Consider the following 22114-nt stretch of genomic DNA (forward strand, 5'->3'; position numbering starts at 1 on the left):
CTGTCCTCAGCGGTGCCCGTAAACGCGCGGTTGGGTGTAGTGGTCAATCAGCGGCACGGTAATGTTCGCCAGTAAGACGGCGAAAGCGATGCCGTCAGGATAACCGCCATAAGTACGGATAAGCCACACCAGCAGGCCAATCAGTGCGCCGAACAGTAAACGGCCTTTCGGCGTGGTTGACGCTGTTACCGGATCGGTGGCGATAAAGAACGCGCCGAGCATGGTCGCACCGGAGAACAGGCCAATCATCGGTGGCGGGTAGGCTTCTGGTGAGAGGCCCCAGGCCAGCGTGGCGCAGAAGGTCAGCATCACTAACATACTGACCGGAATGTGCCAGCTGATGATTTTTTTCGCCATCAGGAACAGGCCACCGATGAGGAAACCGAGATTGATCCACTGCCAGCCCAGGCCTGCCAGGATCCCACTAAACAGCGGTTCGGCCAGCACCTGGTCGGCGCTGTGGCCGGAGCGCAACCCGGTTTTGAAGGCATCCAACGGCGTGGCCTGCGTGACACCATCGACATTCATCTGTAGCTGATAGGCGGTTAAATCCTGACTGTTATGGCCGGTAAAAATGGTCATCAGCGTATCAACAAAACTGACGTGGTGATGTTGCAGTGCATCCGGCGGCAGCCAGGTGGTCATCTGTACCGGGAAGGAGATAAGCAATACCACATAACCGACCATTGCCGGGTTGAACGGGTTTTGGCCCAGACCGCCGTATAATTGTTTGGCGATCACAATGGCAAAGACTGTACCGATCACCACCATCCACCACGGCGCAAGTGGCGGCAGGCTGATGCCCAATAACACTGCCGTCAGCAGTGCGGTGTTATCCCCCAGACGCTTTTGGACCGGCATTTTACGTAGCTGCAATACTGCGCCTTCGGTCAACAGCGCGATGACAATGGCCAGCGCCAGCTGCACCAGCGTGCCGTAACCAAAAAACCACACCTGGGCCAGCAGGCCGGGAATACAGGCCAGAATCACCATCAGCATAATGGTGCTGGTGCTTTGGCGGTTATGGGTAAAAGGAGAACTCGCGATTCGAAAGGCCATTTATTCCTCGTTCGACATGGTCTGAGCAGCGGCTTTACGCGCCTTAACCCGGGCGATCGCAGCAGCCACTGCGGCTTTGCGTGGATCGCTTTCTTGTTGTGTTGGTTCTGATGTCATTTCCTCAGACGTCTCTTCCTGCGCGGCAGCCTTTTTGGCTTTCGCGCGGGCAATGGCCGCTGCCACAGCGGCTTTACGTTTATCGTCGGCAGACGGTTGAGCCGGTGACGGTGTCACAGATAGGGTGCTGTCGGTGGCTTCCACCACCAGGCCGGTATTCCCGGCTTTTTTGGCTTTCACGCGGGCAATGGCTGCTGCCACGGCGGCCTTGCGGGCGCTGTCATCGTCAGTTTCAACCGGTGCCGATGGTGTGGTGACCGGCTCAGCAGCCACCGGGATTTCCTGAGTCGCGGCAGCTTTTTTGGCTTTGGCACGCGCAATAGCCGCGGCCAGCGCCGCCTGACGCGGATCGACTTCGGCGGTAGCAGCCTCAACGATTTCTACTTTCTCAAGCGGTGGTGTATCAAGCTTCACCGCTGATTTTTGGTGTTTCTCTTCGCGGGCCAGCTTCTCGCGTTCCATTCGCGCCTGTTTGGCTTCGAAACGGGCTTTAGCCTCGGTGGCTTTGGCGGTTTCTAAATCCACGGCGCGGATCTCGGCTTTCTCCTGGCGGTAATATTGCACCAGCGGGATATTGCTTGGGCAGACGTAGGCGCAGGCACCGCATTCGATACAGTCAAACAGATTATGATTGCGCGCCTTCTCATGTTCCTGACCCCGGCTGAACCAGTAGAGCTGTTGCGGCAGTAAACCGGCCGGACAGGCATCCGCACACAGGCTGCAACGGATACAAGCTTCTTCGGGTTCCTGCTGGCCCATTTCGCTTTCTGAAGGCGCCAGCAGGCAGTTGGAGATTTTCACTACCGGCACATTGAGTGAAGGCAGGGTGAAGCCCATCAGCGGGCCGCCCATGATCACCATCTTCTGCGTACCCTGCGGGCGCAGCGCGCCTTCGGTCATCAGGTCAGCAATTGGCGTGCCGAGACGCGCCCAGACGTTGCCCGGTTTGCCCATCGCTTCGCCAGTCAGCGTCACCACGCGTTCAATCAGCGGCTCGCCGTCGATAATTGCGCGTTTAATGGCAAACACCGTACCGACGTTTTGCATTAAGACGCCAATGTGCGACGAGTGATGGCCTTTCGGCACTTCGAGACCGGTCAGGATTTTGGTCAACTGCTTGGCCCCACCGGACGGGTATTTGGTCGGCACCACCCGCAGTTCAATGGTGACGCCGTCAGCTTGTTCGGCGTTGATAGCCTGTTTCAGCGCACGGATAGCGTCAGGTTTGTTGTCTTCAATGCCGATAATCACCCGCTCAGGCCGGAGCATATGGCAAAGAATGCGCGTGCCTTCGAGGATTTCCCCGGCGTGTTCCTGCATCAGCCGGTCATCGGCGGTGATGTAAGGCTCGCATTCGGCGGCGTTGAGGATCAGCGTGCGGGTGGAAGTCAGACCGCCCTGAAGTTTGCTGGCCGTCGGGAACCCGGCGCCGCCAAGACCTGCAATACCGGCCTGATGAATCCGCGCGTTGAGCTCTGCCGCGTCAAGTTGACGATAATCTGTGACAACGTCACGATCAACCCAGCGATCTTCACCGTCGGCATGAATCAGGACACACAGCTCTTTCAGACCGGACGGATGCGCGGTGATATGCGGCTCAATGGCGGTGATTATGCCGGAGGTCGGGGCATGAACCGGCACGGTGCGGCCACGACCCGTAGTCAGCGGCTGGCCTTTTAATACCCGATCACCGGATTTCAAACACAGCTCGCCTTCGGGGCCGAGATGCTGCTGAAGAGGAATAATAAAGCGCTCAGATAATGGCACACGGCGCAGCGGCACGTGGCTCGACTGGGTCTTCATTTCGGGCGGATGAATGCCGCCGTCGAAGTCCCACAGTTTGTCTTTCTTGAGTGCGGAAAACAGATTAAACATGGCGTTGCGCTTACTCCGCATGAATGACTTGCACCGGAATGGATTGCATATCCCACTTCCAGTTTGCGGTGGTGGTTTTAATCGGCAGCATTTCAATGCAGTCGGTTGGACAGGGGGCGACACACAGGTCGCAGCCGGTGCATAAATCGGTGATCACGGTATGTACCGCGCGGGTGGCACCCACGATGGCATCCACCGGGCAGGCCTGAATACATTTGGTGCAGCCGATGCAGTTACTTTCATCGATATAGGCCACGGTGCGAACGGGCACAGCTGCCGCGACGTCATCGCCGAGCGGTTGCGGTTCAACGTTGAGCAGCGCGGCGAGTTTGAGCATCACCGCTTCGCCACCGGGCACACATTTATTGATGCTATCGCCATTGGCGACCGCTTCGGCGTAGGGTTTACAGCCAGGGTAACCGCACTGCGCGCACTGGCTTTGCGGCAGGATATCGTCAATCTGATCGACAACAGGATTGCCTTCAACGGCAAAGCGGCGCGACGCATAGCCCAGCAGCAGCCCGAAGACCAGTGCCAGTGCCGTCAGCGCACCAATCGCAACCCACAGTTCAAACATTAGAATTTCACCAAACCGGTAAAGCCCATAAAGGCCAGAGACATCAGGCCCGCAGTGACCAGCGCAATTGACGACCCTTTAAACGGTGCAGGCACATCCGCCACCACCAGGCGTTCGCGGATAGCCGCAAACAGCACCATCACCAGCGAGAAACCGAGCGACGCGGCAAAGCCATACAGCGCGGACTGCATGAAATTGTGGGCCTGATTGATGTTGAGCAGCGCCACGCCAAGCACCGCGCAGTTGGTGGTGATTAGCGGCAGAAAGATACCCAGCAGGCGATAAAGTGACGGGCTGGTTTTGCGCACCACCATCTCGGTGAACTGCACGACAACGGCGATGACCAGAATAAAGGCCATGGTGCGCAGGTAAACCAGACCCAGCGGCATCAGGACGAAAGTGTTTACAATCCACGAGCAGATATTCGACAACGTAATGACGAATGTAGTGGCTAATCCCATGCCAATGGCGGATTCGAGTTTTTTGGATACGCCCATAAACGGACATAAACCGAGAAACTTAACCAAAACAAAATTGTTCACCAGCACGGTGCCGACGAACAGTAACAGGTAAGAAGTCATGACATTGCCTGAAGATAACGGGAAATAAATCAGCGCCTGACCGTGCAGATCAGAAGCTACAACCGCTTATTATCTTAAATAAGCGCCCCGGGGACAACGGGGTAACCACAGGGTTATTCGGTAAAGGTCTCTTTCACCCGGCGCGAACGTTTGAAATAAGGTACCAGCAGGGCCGCGGCCAGTAGCGCTAATAACAAATTACGCACGGCCATATCGTCATTAATCGGTGAAAAGGCGAAGGCTTTTACAGCCAGCAGCACGGTACACAATAACCAGATGATGAACATCTTCGGCACGTATCGGCTGCGTTTGCAGAACTGCCACAGCAGCGCAACAGTAAAAGCCCCCATCGCCAGCGTCGTCACGACCGAGAAATACCACTGCAGGGTAAATGCCTGCGAGTTGGTCAGCAGATAATCCCGCGATTCCGGCATAAACAGCGCCAGTGAAAACAGGACCAGCATTAGCGCGACACTCATCAGCGTAACAATCAGGTACGCCATCGGTGCCAGTAACCAGCCACCAATACGTTTGTAGCTTTTATCCGGGGAGATCGGTTGTTGAGACATAATCAGCCTTCGCTTTAATACAGAATAGTTGCAGGTCTTATCCCGAACATCAGGGAAAGCCCGTCTTATAAGGCGCAGAAGTTTACCCTGAGATGCCGGGAGGCTCTATCGTATTCATGTGATTGATGAGATGAGCGGGATTGGATTTTTTTTGGTTAACGGGCGCAGTTGGCTGCGCCCGCTGAACGGGTTAATGCAGGGGGATAAAGATTTGTGTGGCGACCACCACCACAATCAGGCCCACCAGTACCGGAACGGAGGTGCGTTTAACGACTTCAAACGGAGAGATTTTTGCCATACCTGCCACGGCGACAATCACGCCGGAGACCGGGGAAATAGTGCGGCCAAGGTTGGAGGCCTGCAACATAGGGATCACCAGATATTCCGGGTTAATGCCCATTTTACTCGCCAGTTTTGGAATGAGTTCCACGAAAGCGTAGAACGACGCATTGCCGGAGCCGGTCGTCATGGCGGCCAATACGGTGATGGTCACCAGTACCAGCATCATCACGATGCTGCCGGACCCGACGTTTTGCGCCAAACCAATCAGGCTGCTGATAAACCCTACGGTACTGAGGCCCTGAGCAAAGACGCCCGCCGCCACCAGCAGCATGACCACGTTGGCGAAGGCGTCCGCCATGCCACGGTAAGCCACATCCAGACCCGCGAATACTGCTTTACCGTTGCGGTTGCGGAACGTTTCGATCACTGCAGTCAGGACCATACAGATCACCAAAATGGTGATGATGTGCAGGTTAGGACCCCATTTCCCGTCAAAAATCAGTACGCCGACAATCGGTGTAAACGGAAGAATGGCGTAATACCACGGCGCATTGGTTTCAACCGGGGTGGTTTCGGTTTCTTCAATCACCACCGGGTTGCCTGCTTCGCGTTTGTCGAGATATCGCTGCCAGAAGAAGTGCGCGATGGCCATAGAGACGATGGCGGCGATGGAGATTGGCAGGGTAGCTTTAAAGGCAAAATCCACCAGTGACATATTGGAAGCCTGCGCGGCCAGCACGACGTCACCGGAGGTTGGGGACAAAATAATGGCCGCCGGAGAGGCACAAATGGCCGCCGCTGCACCCCGGCTGATGCCGACATTGACCATAATTGGGAACAGCGTCGCCATCAGCAGCACGCCCAGACCTGTTGCTGAAGAGACCGCCAGCGACATCAGGCAGGCCAAAATATAAGCGGCAACCATCAGTACATAAGGAGAGTTGATCATCTGTAGCGGACGCGAAGCCAGTCTCACGACCACATCATTAGCGCCAATATGCGTCATGTAGGCCGCAAAACCACACAGCATCATGATCATCATGCCGAGATCGCCGCCACGGCTCATCAGCAGGATTTTCACGTACTCGACGATATCGGTGGCATTCCAGCCGGTCGATTTCGCGCTCTCTGGTAATACGTTGTTACCCATCAATGCGCTGATGATCAGCAACAGTAAGCCGCCCACCATCAACACACCGGTCGGCGAATAGCCTTTGATGATGTAGCGGCCCACCGCGACGGTCACCACCAGTCCTATCAGTAAATCCCACATAGTTTGAGTTCCCAGAAATTGTATAAAAATACAAAGGCGGGCACTGTGCACAATGAGAGGGTCAAGCGTCTATGACGTTTATCAATGAATTGTTGGTGAGTTATTGAGTGGAGTACTAAATGTGAACTCGGAGTCGCTTTTGAAAAAATGTCAGCCACGACCCAGGAAGAGAAGGTAAACCGCGTTGAGTTTAACGCCCATAAACCCTAACACCCCATTGCAACATCCCCTCCAGCATCGGGCGCAGCAGAGTTTGCAACTGCGCTGCTTTATCCGCGATAAACCCGAAAGGTTCACACTCTTCCATGTAATTACACTGCGCCAACTCCAGCTGAACGGCGTGTTGATGCTGATCCGGCTGGCCATAGGCCCGGGTAATATAGCCGCCTTTAAAGCGTCCATTGAGAACATGGCTGAATTGCGACTGTTGCTTGCATATCGCTTCAAGGGTTTGGCTCAATGCTGGCGCGCAGCTTGCGCCACTGTAGGTGCCGAGATTCAAGTCTGGCAGTTTCCCCTCGAATAAACGGGGGATCACCGAGGCGATTGAGTGGGCATCAAACAACAGCGCATAACCGTACTGCTGCTTAATACGCGCCAGTTCGGCGGCAATTTTCTGATGATACGGTTGCCATATTTGCTCCAGATAGCGCTGGCGGCTTGCTTCATCCGGTTGATGTCCGGCTTTGAACGTCGGACGCCCGTCGAACAGGGTGTCGGGGAACAGGCCGGTGGTGGCGGTAGAATAGAGCGGTTGATCGTCTGACGGGCGGTTAAGGTCAATTACCAAGCGCGAATACTGGCCGACCACCATATTCGCGCCTATCTCGCGGGCAAAATCATACAGCCGGGGAATATGCCAGTCGGTGTCTGACAGCGGTAGTGCGTCGTCGCTCAGACCACTGGCGACCTCAGGCGTCAGCCGCGTACCGGCGTGTGGAATGCTGATTAATAACGGGCTGTTGCCCGCAGTGAAATGATAGGGTTCGGTAATGATGGGATTCGAATGCAGGCTCATGCGCAGGTAGCTCCTCTGATATGTCCTTGATAAATCACGGTGCAGGGCAGTTGTCCGCCCAACCAATAAACCAGTTCCGCCGGGCGCGCCAGTGGCCAGTGGACGAAATCTGCCGCTTTTCCCACTTCCAGTGTCCCATGAGAATTTTGCAAACCCAGAGCACGTGCGCCGTGGCAGGTGACGCCAGCCAGCGCTTCCTCGGGAGTCATGTGAAATAGCGTGCAGGCCATGTTCAGCATCAGTCGTAGAGAGAGCACCGGTGACGTGCCGGGGTTGGCATCGCTGGCAATTGCGATAGGGACGCCATACTGGCGAAATAACGCTACCGGCGGTGTCTGCGTTTCACGCAATAAATAATAGGCTCCGGGCAGTAACACGGCGGTGGTTCCTGCAGCCGCCATGGCTTTCACATCCTCTTCGGTGGCGTATTCGAGGTGATCGGCGGAAAGGGCGGAATAACGTGCCGCAAGCTGGCTGCCGTGCAGGGAAGAGAGCTGCTCGGCGTGCAGTTTTACCGGTAACCCGAGGCTGACGGCGCGTTTAAATACCTGTTCAACCTGGGCCGGAGAAAAGGCCAGATGCTCGCAGAAAGCATCCACGGCATCTGCCAGATTTTCTGCTGCCACCTGCGGCAGCAATACGTCACAAATGTGCTGGATATATTCATCCGCCCGGCCTTTGAACTCAGGGGGCAAGGCATGTGCAGCCAGACAGGTAGATTTCACCCTGACTGGCATACTTTGTGCCAGCTCACGGATCACCCGCAGCATTTTCAGTTCGCTCTCGTCACTCAGCCCGTAACCCGATTTGATCTCGACACAGGTCACGCCCTCGGCCAGAAGGGGCATCAGCCTGAAACGTGCCTGCTCAAACAACTGTTGATGGCTGGCCTTACGCGTAGCATTCACGGTCGATAAGATCCCGCCACCCTGAGCTGCAATCTCGGCATAACTGACGCCGTTCAGGCGTTGCTCGAACTCAGCACTGCGATCACCACCAAAAACCAGATGGGTATGGCAGTCGACAAAGCCAGGGGTAACGATACCACCATCGAAGTCATGGCGGACTGCAGTGACAAAATCAGGACTGTTTTCCTCGGTACCCAGCCAGATAATCTGGCCATCCTTAACGGCTAACACCCCGTTTTCAATGATGTTATAACGGCCATCCTGCATGGTGACTAGCGACGAACCGGTCCACAGGCTGTCGCAAATTACCGTGCCTGAGGCGGGTATATTGGGGGCGTTCAATGACGACATGCAAAACTCCTGACTGTTCTTGTCTTGTATAGACAACTACATTCAAGCTAACGCATTCACCAAAAAGCGGCAAGGGATGGGCGGGGCGTATTTTTCGTATTTCGAGGTGCATTCCAAAATTGAAGGGCGGCATTAGACGGCGGGGCTGTTTATAAATACAGTGTTTTCGTCAAGAATAAGCAGGCTGTGAGTCAGCCTGCAAAGGGGGCAACGACTCAGCCGTGGCTGGTAAAGCGGCCAAACAGCTGGTAGCGGGAGCCGGGGTAGACCAGACGTGCGGACGTGACCACGCGGTTACCGCTCCAGGTACGGCGATGAATAAGGAGGCAAGGCTCATGTTCTTTCAACTGCAACAACTGACGCTGTGTGTCGCTGGCGCTGATGGCTTCGACGCGATGCTCCCCGGCAGTCAGCGGAGCAATCCTCATCAGATAAGCATAGGGCGTTGCACTGTTCATAACCTGCTGCAAATAATCGGGTGCGGTTGCCGGGTTCACAAAACGATCTTCAATTTGTACCGGCACATCATTCTCAAAGTGAACGATTTGCGAATAAAACAGCGTGTCACCGGGTTTTATACCCAGCTGCAGCGCCTGCTCGGCATCGGCAACCTGGGCTTCACAGGCCAGTATCTGGCTACTGTGGCGATGCCCGCGCCGGGCAATTTCATCGGCAATATTATGCACTTCGAGCATCGGCGTATAGGCCTTGGCCTCAGCAACAAAGGTACCGACGCCCTGCATCCTGATCAGAAAACCCTCACTGGTCAACTCACGCAGCGCGCGGTTAATGGTCATGCGGCTGACACCCAGTTCGTTGACCAGTTCGCTTTCCGACGGCACACGTTGATGAGGCTGCCAGATACCGCTGCGAATTTGCCCGATAATCGCCTGTTTTACGCGCTGGTATATCGGCGCGGGGGCATCACTCATGGCGGCAGCCAGTTCCGACAACGTTTGTTGGGAAACGCCCTGTTGGGAGAACGGCGTTGATTCAGACATGTCACTACCTCAGTGGAAAAGCCTGCCAGGCTCAAGACGTTAAAGTGTAATAAATAATGCCGAACAAACGAAGGTTTACGTTATTTCGGTGCGTGATAAGAACCGTTTTTATTAAAAAAAACACCGTAGTCAGTTTACAGTTCCTTTTGGTGTATGTATATGTATAGACAAGTGACCTAAGCGTTTCACAATTGTTTCCTGAAAATAACTGTTGTGATCTTCCCTGCTAACCCGCATTCAGGACCGTCTTAATGCCAGCTTATTTTGCCACACGCGCTTTACTGCCAAAGGGCTGGGCGCGCAATGTCCGGTTGGACATCGATGCCGCAGGGCTGCTCAGCGCCGTTACGGCAGATGCATCGCCAGACGGTTGTCACCGGCTCAACGGGCCGGTCGTTCCTGGTATGCCAAACCTGCATTCACACGCTTTTCAGCGGGTGATGGCGGGGCTGGCGGAAGTGGCGGGTGACCCGCAAGACAGTTTCTGGACCTGGCGGGAGCTGATGTATCGCATGGTGGCGCGGCTGACGCCGCCACAGATTGGGGTGATTGCCCGTCAGTTGTATATCGAAATGCTGAAAGGCGGGTATACGCAGGTCGCTGAATTCCACTACCTGCATAACGATACCGACGGTAAGCCTTACGCGGATATCGGTGAAATGACCGCGCATCTGAGTGAGGCAGCACAAAGTGCCGGGATCGGCCTGACGCTGCTGCCGGTGCTTTACAGCTATGCGGGATTTGGCGCACAACCAGCGCAGAGCGGGCAAAAACGCTTTATTCAGAATACTGCGCATTACCTGAAACAACAGCAGGTGATTACCGGGCAGCTTAAAGGCAAACCATTACAAAATCAGGGGCTGTGCTTTCACTCCCTGCGCGCCGTTTCCCGCGAACAAATGACGGAGGTTCTGGCTGCCAGTGATGCCTCGCTGCCCGTGCATATTCATATTGCTGAGCAATTGAAAGAGGTGAATGACTGTCTCGGATGGAGCGGCCAGCGGCCTGTCGCCTGGCTGTTTGATAACATCGAGGTTGATGATCGCTGGTGCCTGATTCACGCCACCCATCCTGACCGCTTCGAACTGGCAAGCATCGCTGCCAGTGGCGCTGTGGTGGGGCTGTGCCCAACGACTGAGGCCAATCTGGGTGATGGCACATTTCCCGCTGTAGATTATCTGGCGCATAAAGGGCGTTGGGGGATCGGCTCCGACAGCCATGTGTCTCTCAATGTGGTGGAAGAGTTGCGCTGGCTGGAATATGGCCAGCGTCTGCGCGACCAGCGCCGTAACCGACTGACCGATGCCACGCAGACTTCCGTGGGCGATTTACTCTATACCCAGGCACTGGCTGGTGGTGCGCAGGCCTGCGGCGTAGCGGTAGGCCAACTGGCAGTTGGCTACCGTGGTGACTGGTTGGTGCTTGATGGTGATGACCCTTATCTGGCCGCCGCCCATGAGAATGAATTGCTTAACCGCTGGCTGTTTGCCGGCAGTGCCGCGCAAATTTGCGATGTATTTGTGGGCGGCGAAGCCAAAGTGGTTAACGGCCAACATCCTCAGCAGCGTCAAGCCAGCGCCGATTTCCTTACCTTGCTGAAAAGACTTGCGGAGTATCCTGCATGACAGTCTTACAGCGATTTACCTTCGATAACCTGCCCGTTACCCCTTGGCGCAACGGCGGTGGCGAAACACGTGAGATCGTCAGTTGGCCTGCCGGTGAGGCCGCTTTTGCATGGCGTGCCAGCATTGCGACTATCGCTAATGACGGGCCGTTTTCACGCTTCGAAGGCGTCGACCGCTCTATTACGCTGCTGAGCGGCGCGGGTGTGCAGTTGTCCCTGGAAGGAGGTAATGAACACCGTTTAAGCCGCCCCGGTGAACCCTTTGCTTTTGCCGGAGAAACGCCAGTCTGCGCCCGCCTGATTAATGGCACTACCACCGATTTTAATGTCATGACTTGCCGTGCCAAGGCGCTTGCGCGCGTTACTTCTCAACATTCGTCATTCTGTATCCATCAGGATCGAGCCGGGGTTCTGTATGTTTTACAGGGGCAGTGGCAGGTGGGGAATTCCTGCGCGTTGGTTACGTCTGAGGGGCTTTTCTGGATGGCTGGCACCGGCAATTTCCCCGAAGTGAACGTTCAGCCCTTGCTACCCGAGTCTTTGATGTTGTGGGTTGAGATTGAGACAGGCGCGGTTACTGCCTGAGCTCATGGAAACACCGTAAACAATTATTGCACTGAACCATTACACCGCCCGCCAGACGTCTTTTTTACCGGGCATTATTCATTTTTTCTTGTCTATACAGGATTAGATTATGTCTTCTTTACCCAATGACATTACCGTCTGCCACCTGCATCCGGGTCAGGTTGATCTGGCGATGCTGCGCACCATTTATTCTGCTGAGAAACGTACCGATAAACTTCAGCCCTGGACGGTTCGCGTTGAACTGGCGGATGACGCACGCGCTGGCGTGCTGGCTTCGCAGGAAACCGTTAACCGTATCGTCGAGTCAGGCAAAGTGGTGTACGGCATCAATACCGGTTTCGGTAAGCTGGCCCAGACCCGTATTCCGGCAGAACGTCTGGCTGAATTGCAACGTAACCTGGTGCTGTCGCACAGTGTCGGCGTGGGCAAAGAGCTGGCGGATAACGTTGTCCGCCTGATCATGACCACCAAAGTGTTAAGCCTGTCGCGCGGTCACTCTGGTATCCGCATGGAAGTGATCGATGCGCTGATCACCTTGCTGAATGCGGGCGTCTTACCCTGTATTCCAGAGAAGGGTTCGGTCGGTGCTTCCGGTGATTTAGCACCGCTGGCGCATCTCTCCCTGATGTTGATTGGTGAGGGTGAGGTCACGGTGCAGGGCGTAAGAATGTCTGCTGCCGAAGGGCTGGCGACTGTCGGCCTGAAACCGGTTGAGCTGGGGCCCAAAGAGGGTCTGGCGTTACTCAACGGTACACAGGTATCAACATCGCTGGCACTCGCCGGTTTGTTTGAGGCCGAACGCGTCTTTTCCGCCGGTCTGGTAGCCGGTGCGCTGTCGCTGGAAGCCATTAAAGGCTCGGTGAAACCTCTCGATCCGCGTATTCATCAGGCGCGTGGACAACTGGGACAGATCGCCGTTGCGGCGGCGGTCAGTGCATTACTGGAATGGAGTGACGTTGTCACCTCTCACGCTGACTGTGGCCGCGTGCAGGACCCCTATTCTATCCGCTGTGTGCCGCAGGTAATGGGCGCTTGTCTCGATAACCTGCAACATGCGGCCCGTGTCCTGCAAATTGAAGCCAATGCGGCGTCTGACAACCCGTTGGTCTTTGCTGAAAATGGCGACGTGATTTCCGGGGGGAATTTTCACGCCGAGCCAGTGGCCTTTGCGGCCGACATCATCGCGCTGGCCGTGGCGGAAATTGGCGCGATTTCGGAGCGCCGTCTGGCGCTATTGCTTGATACCGGGCTTTCCGGCCTGCCTGCCTTTTTGGTTAATGACGGAGGTGTTAATTCCGGCTTTATGATTGCGCAGGTAACCGCCGCCGCGCTGGCTTCAGAGAATAAATCGCTCGCGCATCCTGGCAGTGTGGACAGTCTGCCGACTTCCGCGAATCAGGAAGACCACGTCTCCATGGCGACTTACGCGGCGCGCCGTTTGGGGGAAATGTGCTTTAACACCTCGGTCGTCGTCGGGATCGAAGCCATGGCTGCCGCGCAGGGCATTGATTTTATCCGTCCGCTGAAAAGTTCCGCCGTACTGGAGAACGAGCTGCACCTGATCCGCGAAAAAGTAGCCTACCTCGAGCGGGATCGCCTTATGGCACCGGACGTAGAAGCCATGCGTCTTTGGGCCAGCCGAAGTGAGTGGCCATCGGTCATTCAAGCTTTGTTGCCGAGTTTTAACTGATGAATAAGGAACACAACATGAATGCACCGCAGAAAACAGCCGTTGCGCGCGTGGTTCGCGCCCCTCATGGTACCGAGTTGAGCTGCCAAAATTGGCTGATTGAGGCCGCGTACCGCATGCTGCAAAACAACCTTGACCCAGATGTTGCCGAGCGCCCGGAAGATCTGGTGGTGTATGGCGGGATTGGTAAAGCAGCCCGTAACTGGCCAGCTTTCGAAGCCATTCTCGACAGTTTGCGTAAATTACGTGAAGACGAAACGTTGCTGGTGCAGTCCGGCAAACCGGTAGGCGTATTCCGCACGCATACGGATGCGCCACGCGTGCTGATCGCCAACTCCAATCTGGTGCCGCACTGGGCTAACTGGGAGCACTTCCACGAACTGGATAAAGCCGGCCTAATGATGTACGGCCAGATGACAGCCGGTTCGTGGATTTACATCGGTGCGCAGGGCATTGTGCAGGGAACGTATGAAACTTTTGCCGAAGCGGGCCGTCAGCACTACGACAGCAATTTACGGGGCAAATGGATCCTGACCGCCGGGCTTGGCGGCATGGGAGGCGCACAACCCTTAGCTGGCGTGCTGGCAGGAGCCTGTGTTCTGGCGATTGAGTGCCAGGAGTCGCGTATTGATTTCCGTATCCGCACCCGTTATCTCGACCACAAAGCCCACAGCATCGACGAAGCGCTGACGATGATTGAAAAAGCCTGTGCAGAAAATAGGGCCATCTCGGTTGGGCTGCTGGGCAACGCGGCTGAACTGATGCCACAGCTGGTGGCGCGTGCCAAACAGGGCGGTTTACGTCCGGATATCGTGACGGATCAAACCTCTGCCCATGATCCGCTCAATGGCTATTTGCCGGAAGGCTGGACGGTAGAGCAGTGGCAGGAGACCAAAATCTCTGACCCTCAGGCCGTCGTGAAAGCCGCGCGCGCCTCAATGGCAAAACACGTCCAGGCGATGCTCGATTTCCACGCGATGGGCATCCCGACGGTGGATTATGGCAATAACATCCGTCAGGTTGCTAAAGAGGAAGGGGTACTGAACGCCTTCGATTTCCCTGGTTTTGTTCCTGCCTATATCCGCCCGCTATTTTGCGAAGGTAAAGGTCCGTTCCGCTGGGTAGCACTGTCCGGTGACCCGGAAGATATCTATAAAACCGATGCCAAGCTAAAAGAGCTGTTCCCGGATAATGCCAATCTGATCAACTGGCTGAACATGGCCAGCGAGCGCATCGCGTTTCAGGGATTACCTGCACGTATCTGCTGGCTGGGGTTGGGTGAACGCCATATTGCGGGGCTGGCTTTTAACGAAATGGTACGCAATGGCGAGCTGAAAGCGCCGGTGGTTATCGGCCGCGATCATCTTGATGCCGGGTCAGTGGCTTCACCGAACCGTGAAACTGAGGCGATGAAAGACGGCTCTGATGCGGTCTCCGACTGGCCGTTGCTCAATGCTTTGCTTAATACCGCCGGTGGCGCCACCTGGGTCAGTCTGCACCATGGCGGCGGTGTCGGGATGGGCTTTTCGCAGCATGCCGGAATGGTGATTGTTTGTGACGGCACCAAGGAGGCTGATGCCCGGCTGTCACGCGTACTGTGGAATGACCCGGCAACTGGCGTAATGCGCCACGCTGACGCGGGTTACGAGCAGGCGATTGAATGTGCCCAAAGGAATGAACTGAATCTGCCGATGATTAAATAGCTATCAGACGAGGCCGACCATTGATGCTGCCGGCCTGGTCTTTTCCTGATGGTTTACACCGGAATATGCACATGTTTTTTGATGTTCTTCAGGCAGGTGATCATGGTGAAGGTCATGATCACCAGCAGCGCCCATGAACTCCATTTGCCGAGATGCACGCCTGACCAACTGAGCACCTGATTCGGGTAGTACCAGAGGGTGAAGAAGGTGCTGATATTTTCTGCCAGCCAGATAAAGAAACCTATCAAGATAAAAGCCAGGATCAGCGGCATACGCCGTGGCGTATCGTAAGGTGTGAATACCACATAACTGCGCGCATACAGGCCAAACACCAACGCGGTGATATACCAGCGGAAATCGCCAATGTAGTGGTGGGTGAAAAAGTTGACATAAATCAGCAGAGAGGAGATCGCCGCCAGACTGTAAGGTGGATAATTACGCACTTTCAGATCTAATAACCGCCAGGATTGGATCATATAACTGCCGACTGCCGCATACATAAAACCGGAAAACAGCGGTACGCCAAACAACTTGGTGTAAGCAAAGTCCGGGTAGCTCCATGAGCGGATCCCCGCAGAGGTTTTAAACACTTCCAGCGCAAATCCCACCACGTGAAACAACATCACCGCTTTGAATTCATCCAACGTTTCCAGTTTCGTGGCCAGCATCCAGATTTGCACAAACAGTGCCACCAGCAGCAGAACGTCATAGCGTGGAATATGGAACAGACCTGCGCGCGGCACCAGAAAGACCGCCAGGAAAAATATGGCGACAAACAGGCAAGCCCGCGCTTCCTTGATGCCGAAAAACACAAACTCGGTCAGAAAACGTCGCAGTCCGCTGATGGGCTGTAACGGGCGGGGTATGGTCAGAGTGTGGTCAAGTCGTTGTAAAGGTGCCATTTTTGTCCCAGAAGTGAATGCGGCAAAAAGCGATGGCGAATTCTATTTCATCACCCGCAATTGCGCACGTTCATTGTAAAAACGGCGGTAGGAGAGATAGCCCGCAATGATTGTCGACAAGCTGGCGGTTGCCAGCAGCATGAAGGTCACCATGATCTGATATTTGATGGCCTTTACCGGGTCGATGCCGGCGAAAATCAGCCCGGACATCATACCCGGCAGGCTGACCAGCCCGACGGTTTTAGCGGCATCGACGGTGGGGATCATCGCTGCGCGGATGCTGTCACGAATAATCGACCCGGATGCCATTTTGGTTGAGGCGCCGAGGCTCAGCATCTCAAGGATTTTTTGCTGGTTATCGATAAAGCGCTGGTTGAGGTTGCTGTAACACAGGCCTACCGCGACCATGGCGTTACCGGCGATCATCCCCGAAATCGGGATCACCTGCATCGGTAAAAACTCAATGGAACGGCTGAGTAAAAGGACGACCAGCGTCAGCGTAGTCCCGACGGAAATGGCGATAAACGAAATCACAAACCCGTTATCAATATTGCGGCTGCGTTTTTTGGCGTTCAGCGCGGCGTTAACGCAGATAAACAGCACCATCAGCACCGTCAGCCAGCCGTTATTCAGCTCGAAAATGTATTTGAGCACATAGCCGACCATCACCAGTTGGACAATGGCGCGGGCCACGCTCCAGATGATGTCTTTTTCCAGACCAAGCTTCTCTTTTTTGCTGACCAGCAGGGCGACGACCACCAGAATGAGCGCCAGCGCTAGGGATTCGTTGGTGATGTTATGTTGGTTCATGGGCGGTTTTCTCGTCGGCGTGGCGGGTCAGGGTGATGACGTTTTGAGCATGGCGGATTTCGTTCTGGTCATGGCTGACCCACAGCACGGCAAGCTGCTGTTCGCGAACCAAACTGGCAATGATCTGATTGATATTCAGTTTGTTTTCTTCGTCCAGCGCGCTGGTTACCTCATCGAGCAGCAGCACATCGGGCAGAAATTGTAGATTACGCAACAACGACACCCGCTGTTTTTCCCCTCCGGAGAGCTCCTGTGTGCGTTTATCTAATATATCCGCCGACAGATGCACCCGCATCAGCCACTCTTTCACTTTCTCAACATCCATCTTCTTGCCGCGAATTTCATACGGCAGGGCCAGATTATCCTGCACTGTTTCGCCAAACAGCGTCGGCGTCTGGAAACAATACGAAACCTGCTGGCGGTAGGTTTCAGGCTTCAGCCGCGCAATATCTTCCCCTTTGAAGCGGATCGTCCCGCCAGTTGGGGTTTGCAGCGAGGCGATAATTTTGAGCAAGGTGCTCTTCCCGCTGCCGGAAGGCCCGGTCAGCAGTGTGAACTCGCCAGGATTGAGAGTAAATGACACCGGTTCCAGTAAAGTCTGGTTATTGAGTGAAAAACTGACGTCCTGCAATTGCAGTAACGGACCAGATTGCGGCATAGAAGGGAAATCCCTGGTGAAATTATGAAAGGACATACTAACACCAGGGGATATGCCATTGAAAATGCAGCAGGATGCAGGGGTGTTCTGCATTAAGCATCACAATGCCATCAGGCAAAGGCTCTGATTGCACACTTATTGCACGACTATTGCACGACGCCCGTTATTTATGCACCAACGGGATCCCCGCTTTTTTTTAAAACCCGCCCTCTTTATTTTATTATTAATAATAAACAACGTGTTACGAAACACAGTGAAAACTGGCAGGCGTTTTGCAAAGTGGTCCATAGGTTGAGTTGTTGGACCAATTTTCTTTTAAGGCGCGCCATGCAAAATGATTTCAATTTGCTTCACCCGATAGCGCCACAGCAGAGCGACACCTTGGTTCTCGATGCGCTGACCCGTTATGTGGCGCAGTCCGGCACCCGCGTGGGCGAGAAATTACCCCCGGAGCGCGTGCTGGCCGAAGGGCTGGCGGTGAGCCGCAACACCGTGCGCGAGGCGCTGAAACGCTGGGAAGCACTGGGCATTATTATGCGAAAAAAAGGCAGTGGAACATTTCTGCAATCAGAAGTGACAGCTAACGACAGCTTTCTGTCGCTGCGCTTTAAGAATGATTCCGCCACCATGCTGCACGCGCTGGAAGTGCGCCGCATCATCGAATGTGAAGCTTCGGCGATGGCGGCAGTGCGGGCGACGGAAAGCGATTTGTTGTTTATTGAGCAAAAGCTCGATGTGATGGAAAAAGTCCATCTCAGCGTCGGTTCTGCCGGGGCAGAAGACTGGCAATTTCACGCCGCGATTTACACCGCCGCACACAATCCGCTGCTGCTGCAAATGGTTGGCGGCATCTACGACTTACTGCACGCCTTTTTCGAATCACCGCCGGAGCAGGCGTTATTCAGCGACTCTTTCCCGCTACACCGCACCTTATTTGAAGCCATTGCGCGCCGTGAGCCGGAAACCGCCCGCAGGCTGAGTAACGACATTCTGAACATAACTGAACGTGACATGAAGGAAGTGATCAATGCAGCAAGATGATAAAAGCCAGTCCGATGAGTTGTCTGAGAGCACCCGTTTAGTCCACGACGCACGCCACGATCGCGGAGCGATTTCACCGCCAATTTACCAATCCTCTTTATTCAGTTTCACCGATTATGACAGCATGATCGCCCGTTTTCGCGGTGACAGCGACCACGCGCTCTATTCCCGCGTCGACAACCCGACGGTGGTGGAGTTGCAGCATAAAGTTGCCGAACTGGAAGGCGGTGAGGCCTGTCTGGCGTTCGGCAGTGGTATGGCGGCGATCAGCAATGCCATTCTCAGCGTGGCGGGTCCTGGTGACAAAGTGGTGTGCGTCAATCATGTTTACCCGGACACCTACCGTTTTTTGCGCGGGTTTTGCACGCGTTTTCAGATCGAATCTCAGTTTGTTGATGGCAGTTCGCTGGCCGAGCTGGAAGCCGCGATGCAGGGTGCGAAGCTGCTGTATCTCGAAAGTCCGAACAGTTGGGTGATGGGCGAACAAAATCTGCGGGCCATTGCCGAACTGGCGAAGAGATACGGCGTCGTGACGATGATCGACAACAGCTGGGCGTCGCCCATTTTTCAGAAACCGCTGGCGGTGGGCATCGATCTGGTGATCCATTCTGCATCCAAATACATCAGCGGGCACAGCGACGTGGTAGCCGGCCTGGTGATTTCCAGTGCCGAACGCATCGGCGCTATTAGCCGCCATATCAGCCCGTTTTTAGGCGGCAAACTGTCGGCCAACGAAGCCTGGCTGCTGTTGCGCGGCCTGCGTACTTTGCCGTTGCGTATGCGCCAGCATCATGAAAGCGCGCTGGAACTGGCGCGCCGTCTGCAAGGTTACTCGCGTATTACCCAGGTCAATCATCCCGGTTTAGATCCGTTGCCCACCTCGACACTGACCGGTTTCAGCGGTCTGTTCTCCTTCGAACTCAGCGAGGGTATCGATATCCCTGCGTTCTGCAACGCGCTGAAACTGTTCCGTATGGGCGTCAGCTGGGGCGGTTTTGAAAGCCTGGTGATGCCAGCGATTTCTGTTCTCAATCAGGCGGGTGAATTTAACTCGGCGATAGATTTTGGCGTGTCACCACGGGTGATCCGTATCTCTATCGGTCTGGAAGATACCGAAGATTTGTGGCGCGACCTGAAGAATGCCATCGAAAGCGCCTGTTCCTGACCCCTTAACAGCCTCTGTTCCTGTGATCCGTCCCTTAGCGCCGTGGAGAATAAAGATTATGCGACACCCGAAACGTCATTTGCTCAGCATGCTGGCCCTCAGCGTCAGCCTGTTTTCCTGTGCCAGTTTTGCCGCCACCAAACTGACGCTGGTGGAAGTGATCACCAGTCCGGCGCGTACCGAAATGCTGCAAAAAATGTTAACCGCTTACCAAGCGCAACACCCGGACGTCGACATTGAAGTGGTGTCGCTGCCATGGGGGCAGGCGTTTGAGAAACTCGGCACCATGATTCAGAGCGGTCAATTTCCGGACGTGGTGGAAATGCCCGACACATGGCAGGGGCTGTACGCCAGTAATGGCATGTTGACGGATCTCGAACCGCGGCTGAAAAGCTGGAAAGGCACCCCCGATCTGACTGATAAAACGCTGACCATGGCGCGTTCGTCCGGCGGCACCGCCACCATGATCCCTTACGGTTTCTACCTGCGGGCGATGTTCTGGAACAAGAAACTCTTTCAGCAAGCCGGGCTGACTGAGCCGCCAAAAACCATGGATGAATTTATGGCCGACGCGAAGAAAATCAGCGCGCTCGGCAACGGCATTAGCGGCTATTGCATGCGCGGCGGCGTCGGTGGCACCAATGCGTGGATGATGTTTATGGCAGCCATGAACGGTTCACCGGAGTTCTTCGATAAACAGGGCAACAGCACGCTGACTCAGCCTGGCGCCATCAAAGGCGCGCAGTTCCTGGTGGATATGTATCAGAAAGGTTACGCGCCGAAAGACAGCGTGAACTGGGGATTCAACGAAATTGTCTCCAGTTTCTACTCGGGTAAATGCGCCATGTTGGATCAAGACCCGGACGCGCTGATTGCTATCAAAAACAGCATGAACCCAGACGATTTCTCCGTTGCGCCAATGCCACTGGGGCCGAACGGAAAAGCCTATCCGACCATCGGTTACACCGGCTGGTCGATGTTCAAAGAGAGCAAACACCAGGATCAAAGCTGGGATCTGATCGCCTTTCTCAGTAACAAAGAAAACAACCTGACGTGGTCGAAATTTGTCGGCACGCTGCCGATTTACAAGGGCGCGGAGCAGGATGCTTACTACCACGCGCCACAGTTTGCCGGCTGGTTTGCCGAGCTGAACAGCCCGGATTACATCCCGCTGACCATGCCGACGCACCTCAAGGGCTGGGGCTATTTCAACTCAGTTATCGTCAAAGACAGTTCGCAGGAAACGCTGCTCGGCCAGAACGACACCGAAAGTATGGTGAAAGACTGGGCCAAATATTTGACCAAAGAGCAGCAAGCGTGGCTGGCAACGCAGAAGTAACGTTCATTCACTCCGGCAGCGGTTGCCGGAGTGTCCCGTTCCCCATTGATGGAGACGCGTCATGATGTTGGAAGTTTCACCGCCAGACACCGCTGCCGCGCCACGCTTTCCCCGCTTGCGGGCGTTGCTGGAACCCTGGGTGTATCTCAGCCCGACGCTGGTACTGATCGGTCTGTTTATTTTTGTCCCGATGGCGATCGGCATTTCTTATGCGTTTCAAAACATTCAGCTGCTTAACCCGTCCGACAGCGGCTGGGTGGGGCTGGACAATTTTCGCACCATGTTTGATGACCGCCACTTTTATGCCGCGCTGCGTCACACCGTCAACTGGACGCTGACGTCGCTGGTGTTGCAGTTTGCGCTCGGGCTGGGGTTGGCATTATTGCTCAATCGTGAGTTTGCCGGGCGCAGCTGGGTGCAGGCGCTGGTGTTTCTGCCGTGGGCGGTACCGGCGTTTCTCTCTGGATTGACCTGGGCGTGGCTGCTCAACCCGGTGATCGGTGTGCTGCCTTACTGGCTAACCGATCTGCACGTCATTTCAGAACCGTACAACATTCTTGCTGACCCGCAACTGGCGCTGTACGGGCCGGTGGTGGCGAACGTTTGGTTCGGCATTCCGTTTTTCGCTATTACATTACTGGCCGCGTTGCAGTCGATTCCCAAGGATCTGTATGAAGCGGCGGCGATGGACGGTGCCTCCGGCTGGCAGCAGTTTTGCAAAGTCACCTTGCCGTTTCTGGCGCCGATGATCGCCATCACGGTGATGCTGCGCACCATCTGGATCGCCAATTTTGCCGATCTGATTGTGGTGATGACCGACGGTGGCCCGGCGAATTCGACGTCGATTCTGTCGAATTTCATTTTCACTACCGCGTACCGCAAACTTGACTTTGGCTATGCCTCAGCGATGGCGGTCTTTCTGCTGGTATTGATGACATTTTACGCGCTGGTATTGCTGCGCATCCGCCATCAGTTATTGAAATAGG

20 protein-coding genes are annotated in these 22114 nt (G+C 55.1%); 8 read left to right on the forward strand and 12 right to left on the reverse strand.

The annotated features are described in order from the left end of the window. Positions 1 to 6: 6 nt before the first annotated feature. The 9 genes from rsxD to hutC form a co-directional block, all read right to left on the reverse strand. Positions 7 to 1059, reverse strand: a complete 1053-nt coding sequence (gene rsxD / locus EAH77_RS23970) for an electron transport complex subunit RsxD (protein WP_140475816.1) — start codon at positions 1057 to 1059, stop codon at positions 7 to 9. Further along, on the reverse strand, positions 1060 to 3051 hold the full coding sequence (gene rsxC / locus EAH77_RS23975; RefSeq protein WP_140475818.1) for an electron transport complex subunit RsxC: 1992 nt from the start codon (positions 3049 to 3051) through the stop codon (positions 1060 to 1062). Positions 3052 to 3061: 10 nt separating this feature from the next. After that, complete coding sequence (rsxB, locus tag EAH77_RS23980; protein WP_140475820.1) at positions 3062 to 3628, reverse strand: electron transport complex subunit RsxB; 567 nt, start codon at positions 3626 to 3628, stop codon at positions 3062 to 3064. Further along, positions 3628 to 4209 (reverse strand): electron transport complex subunit RsxA, encoded by a 582-nt coding sequence (rsxA, locus tag EAH77_RS23985; RefSeq protein ID WP_034790318.1) that lies wholly within the window; start codon positions 4207 to 4209, stop codon positions 3628 to 3630. The genes rsxB and rsxA overlap by 1 nt, the downstream gene beginning before the upstream one ends. A gap of 113 nt (positions 4210 to 4322) precedes the next feature. Beyond that, positions 4323 to 4778 (reverse strand): DUF2569 domain-containing protein, encoded by a 456-nt coding sequence (locus EAH77_RS23990; RefSeq protein WP_140475822.1) that lies wholly within the window; start codon positions 4776 to 4778, stop codon positions 4323 to 4325. A gap of 190 nt (positions 4779 to 4968) precedes the next feature. Continuing rightward, on the reverse strand, positions 4969 to 6333 hold the full coding sequence (dcuC, locus tag EAH77_RS23995; RefSeq protein ID WP_140475824.1) for an anaerobic C4-dicarboxylate transporter DcuC: 1365 nt from the start codon (positions 6331 to 6333) through the stop codon (positions 4969 to 4971). A 190-nt stretch (positions 6334 to 6523) separates the two neighbouring features. Beyond that, entirely contained in the window at positions 6524 to 7351 is an 828-nt protein-coding gene (gene hutG / locus EAH77_RS24000) for an N-formylglutamate deformylase (RefSeq protein WP_140475826.1), read from the reverse strand. Next, on the reverse strand, positions 7348 to 8610 hold the full coding sequence (gene hutI / locus EAH77_RS24005; protein WP_140475828.1) for an imidazolonepropionase: 1263 nt from the start codon (positions 8608 to 8610) through the stop codon (positions 7348 to 7350). The genes hutG and hutI overlap by 4 nt, the downstream gene beginning before the upstream one ends. 215 nt (positions 8611 to 8825) lie before the next feature. Further along, positions 8826 to 9611 carry a histidine utilization repressor gene (gene hutC / locus EAH77_RS24010; RefSeq protein WP_140475830.1) on the reverse strand — a complete coding sequence of 262 codons (786 nt, stop codon included), beginning with the start codon at positions 9609 to 9611 and terminating at the stop codon, positions 8826 to 8828. 251 nt (positions 9612 to 9862) lie between these two features. Here hutC and EAH77_RS24015 point away from each other — a divergent pair, with 251 nt between their 5' ends. From EAH77_RS24015 to hutU, 4 genes are all read left to right on the forward strand, one after another. Further along, positions 9863 to 11236: a formimidoylglutamate deiminase gene (locus EAH77_RS24015; protein WP_140475832.1), complete on the forward strand. Its 1374-nt coding sequence runs from the start codon at positions 9863 to 9865 to the stop codon at positions 11234 to 11236. Continuing rightward, positions 11233 to 11820, forward strand: a complete 588-nt coding sequence (locus tag EAH77_RS24020; RefSeq protein WP_140475834.1) for a HutD/Ves family protein — start codon at positions 11233 to 11235, stop codon at positions 11818 to 11820. The genes EAH77_RS24015 and EAH77_RS24020 overlap by 4 nt, the downstream gene beginning before the upstream one ends. Positions 11821 to 11929: 109 nt before the next feature. After that, the gene (gene hutH / locus EAH77_RS24025) at positions 11930 to 13510 is read left to right on the forward strand and encodes a histidine ammonia-lyase (RefSeq protein WP_140475836.1); all 1581 of its coding nucleotides are present in this window, start codon (positions 11930 to 11932) and stop codon (positions 13508 to 13510) included. A gap of 17 nt (positions 13511 to 13527) precedes the next feature. Next, positions 13528 to 15213, forward strand: coding sequence for a urocanate hydratase (gene hutU, locus EAH77_RS24030; RefSeq protein WP_140475838.1), 1686 nt, complete (start codon positions 13528 to 13530; stop codon positions 15211 to 15213). Between the two features lie 53 nt (positions 15214 to 15266). Here the strand turns inward: hutU and EAH77_RS24035 are convergent, their stop codons facing one another. The 3 genes from EAH77_RS24035 to fetA are packed head-to-tail and all read right to left on the reverse strand — an operon-like array spanning position 15267 to position 17583. Further along, positions 15267 to 16115, reverse strand: coding sequence for a DUF817 domain-containing protein (locus EAH77_RS24035; protein WP_140475840.1), 849 nt, complete (start codon positions 16113 to 16115; stop codon positions 15267 to 15269). Positions 16116 to 16157: 42 nt separating this feature from the next. Beyond that, positions 16158 to 16925, reverse strand: coding sequence for an iron efflux ABC transporter permease subunit FetB (gene fetB, locus EAH77_RS24040; RefSeq protein ID WP_140475842.1), 768 nt, complete (start codon positions 16923 to 16925; stop codon positions 16158 to 16160). Continuing rightward, entirely contained in the window at positions 16912 to 17583 is a 672-nt protein-coding gene (fetA, locus tag EAH77_RS24045) for an iron efflux ABC transporter ATP-binding subunit FetA (RefSeq protein ID WP_140475844.1), read from the reverse strand. The genes fetB and fetA overlap by 14 nt, the downstream gene beginning before the upstream one ends. Before the next feature lie 327 nt (positions 17584 to 17910). On the opposite strand from fetA, the gene EAH77_RS24050 reads away from it, so the two are divergent. The 4 genes from EAH77_RS24050 to EAH77_RS24065 all read left to right on the forward strand — a co-directional run bounded on the left by EAH77_RS24050 (position 17911) and on the right by EAH77_RS24065 (position 22113). Further along, on the forward strand, positions 17911 to 18624 hold the full coding sequence (locus EAH77_RS24050) for a FadR/GntR family transcriptional regulator (RefSeq protein ID WP_140475846.1): 714 nt from the start codon (positions 17911 to 17913) through the stop codon (positions 18622 to 18624). Further along, entirely contained in the window at positions 18611 to 19789 is a 1179-nt protein-coding gene (locus tag EAH77_RS24055) for an aminotransferase class I/II-fold pyridoxal phosphate-dependent enzyme (protein WP_140475848.1), read from the forward strand. Before EAH77_RS24050 ends, EAH77_RS24055 begins: the two co-directional genes overlap by 14 nt. A gap of 58 nt (positions 19790 to 19847) precedes the next feature. Beyond that, on the forward strand, positions 19848 to 21128 hold the full coding sequence (locus tag EAH77_RS24060; protein WP_140475850.1) for an ABC transporter substrate-binding protein: 1281 nt from the start codon (positions 19848 to 19850) through the stop codon (positions 21126 to 21128). 61 nt (positions 21129 to 21189) lie between these two features. After that, the gene (locus EAH77_RS24065; protein ID WP_140475852.1) at positions 21190 to 22113 is read left to right on the forward strand and encodes a carbohydrate ABC transporter permease; all 924 of its coding nucleotides are present in this window, start codon (positions 21190 to 21192) and stop codon (positions 22111 to 22113) included. Position 22114 lies beyond the last annotated feature (1 nt).

Origin of the sequence: Ewingella americana, from assembly GCF_006438725.1 — a bacterium.
Taxonomy (GTDB): domain Bacteria; phylum Pseudomonadota; class Gammaproteobacteria; order Enterobacterales; family Enterobacteriaceae; genus Ewingella; species Ewingella americana_A.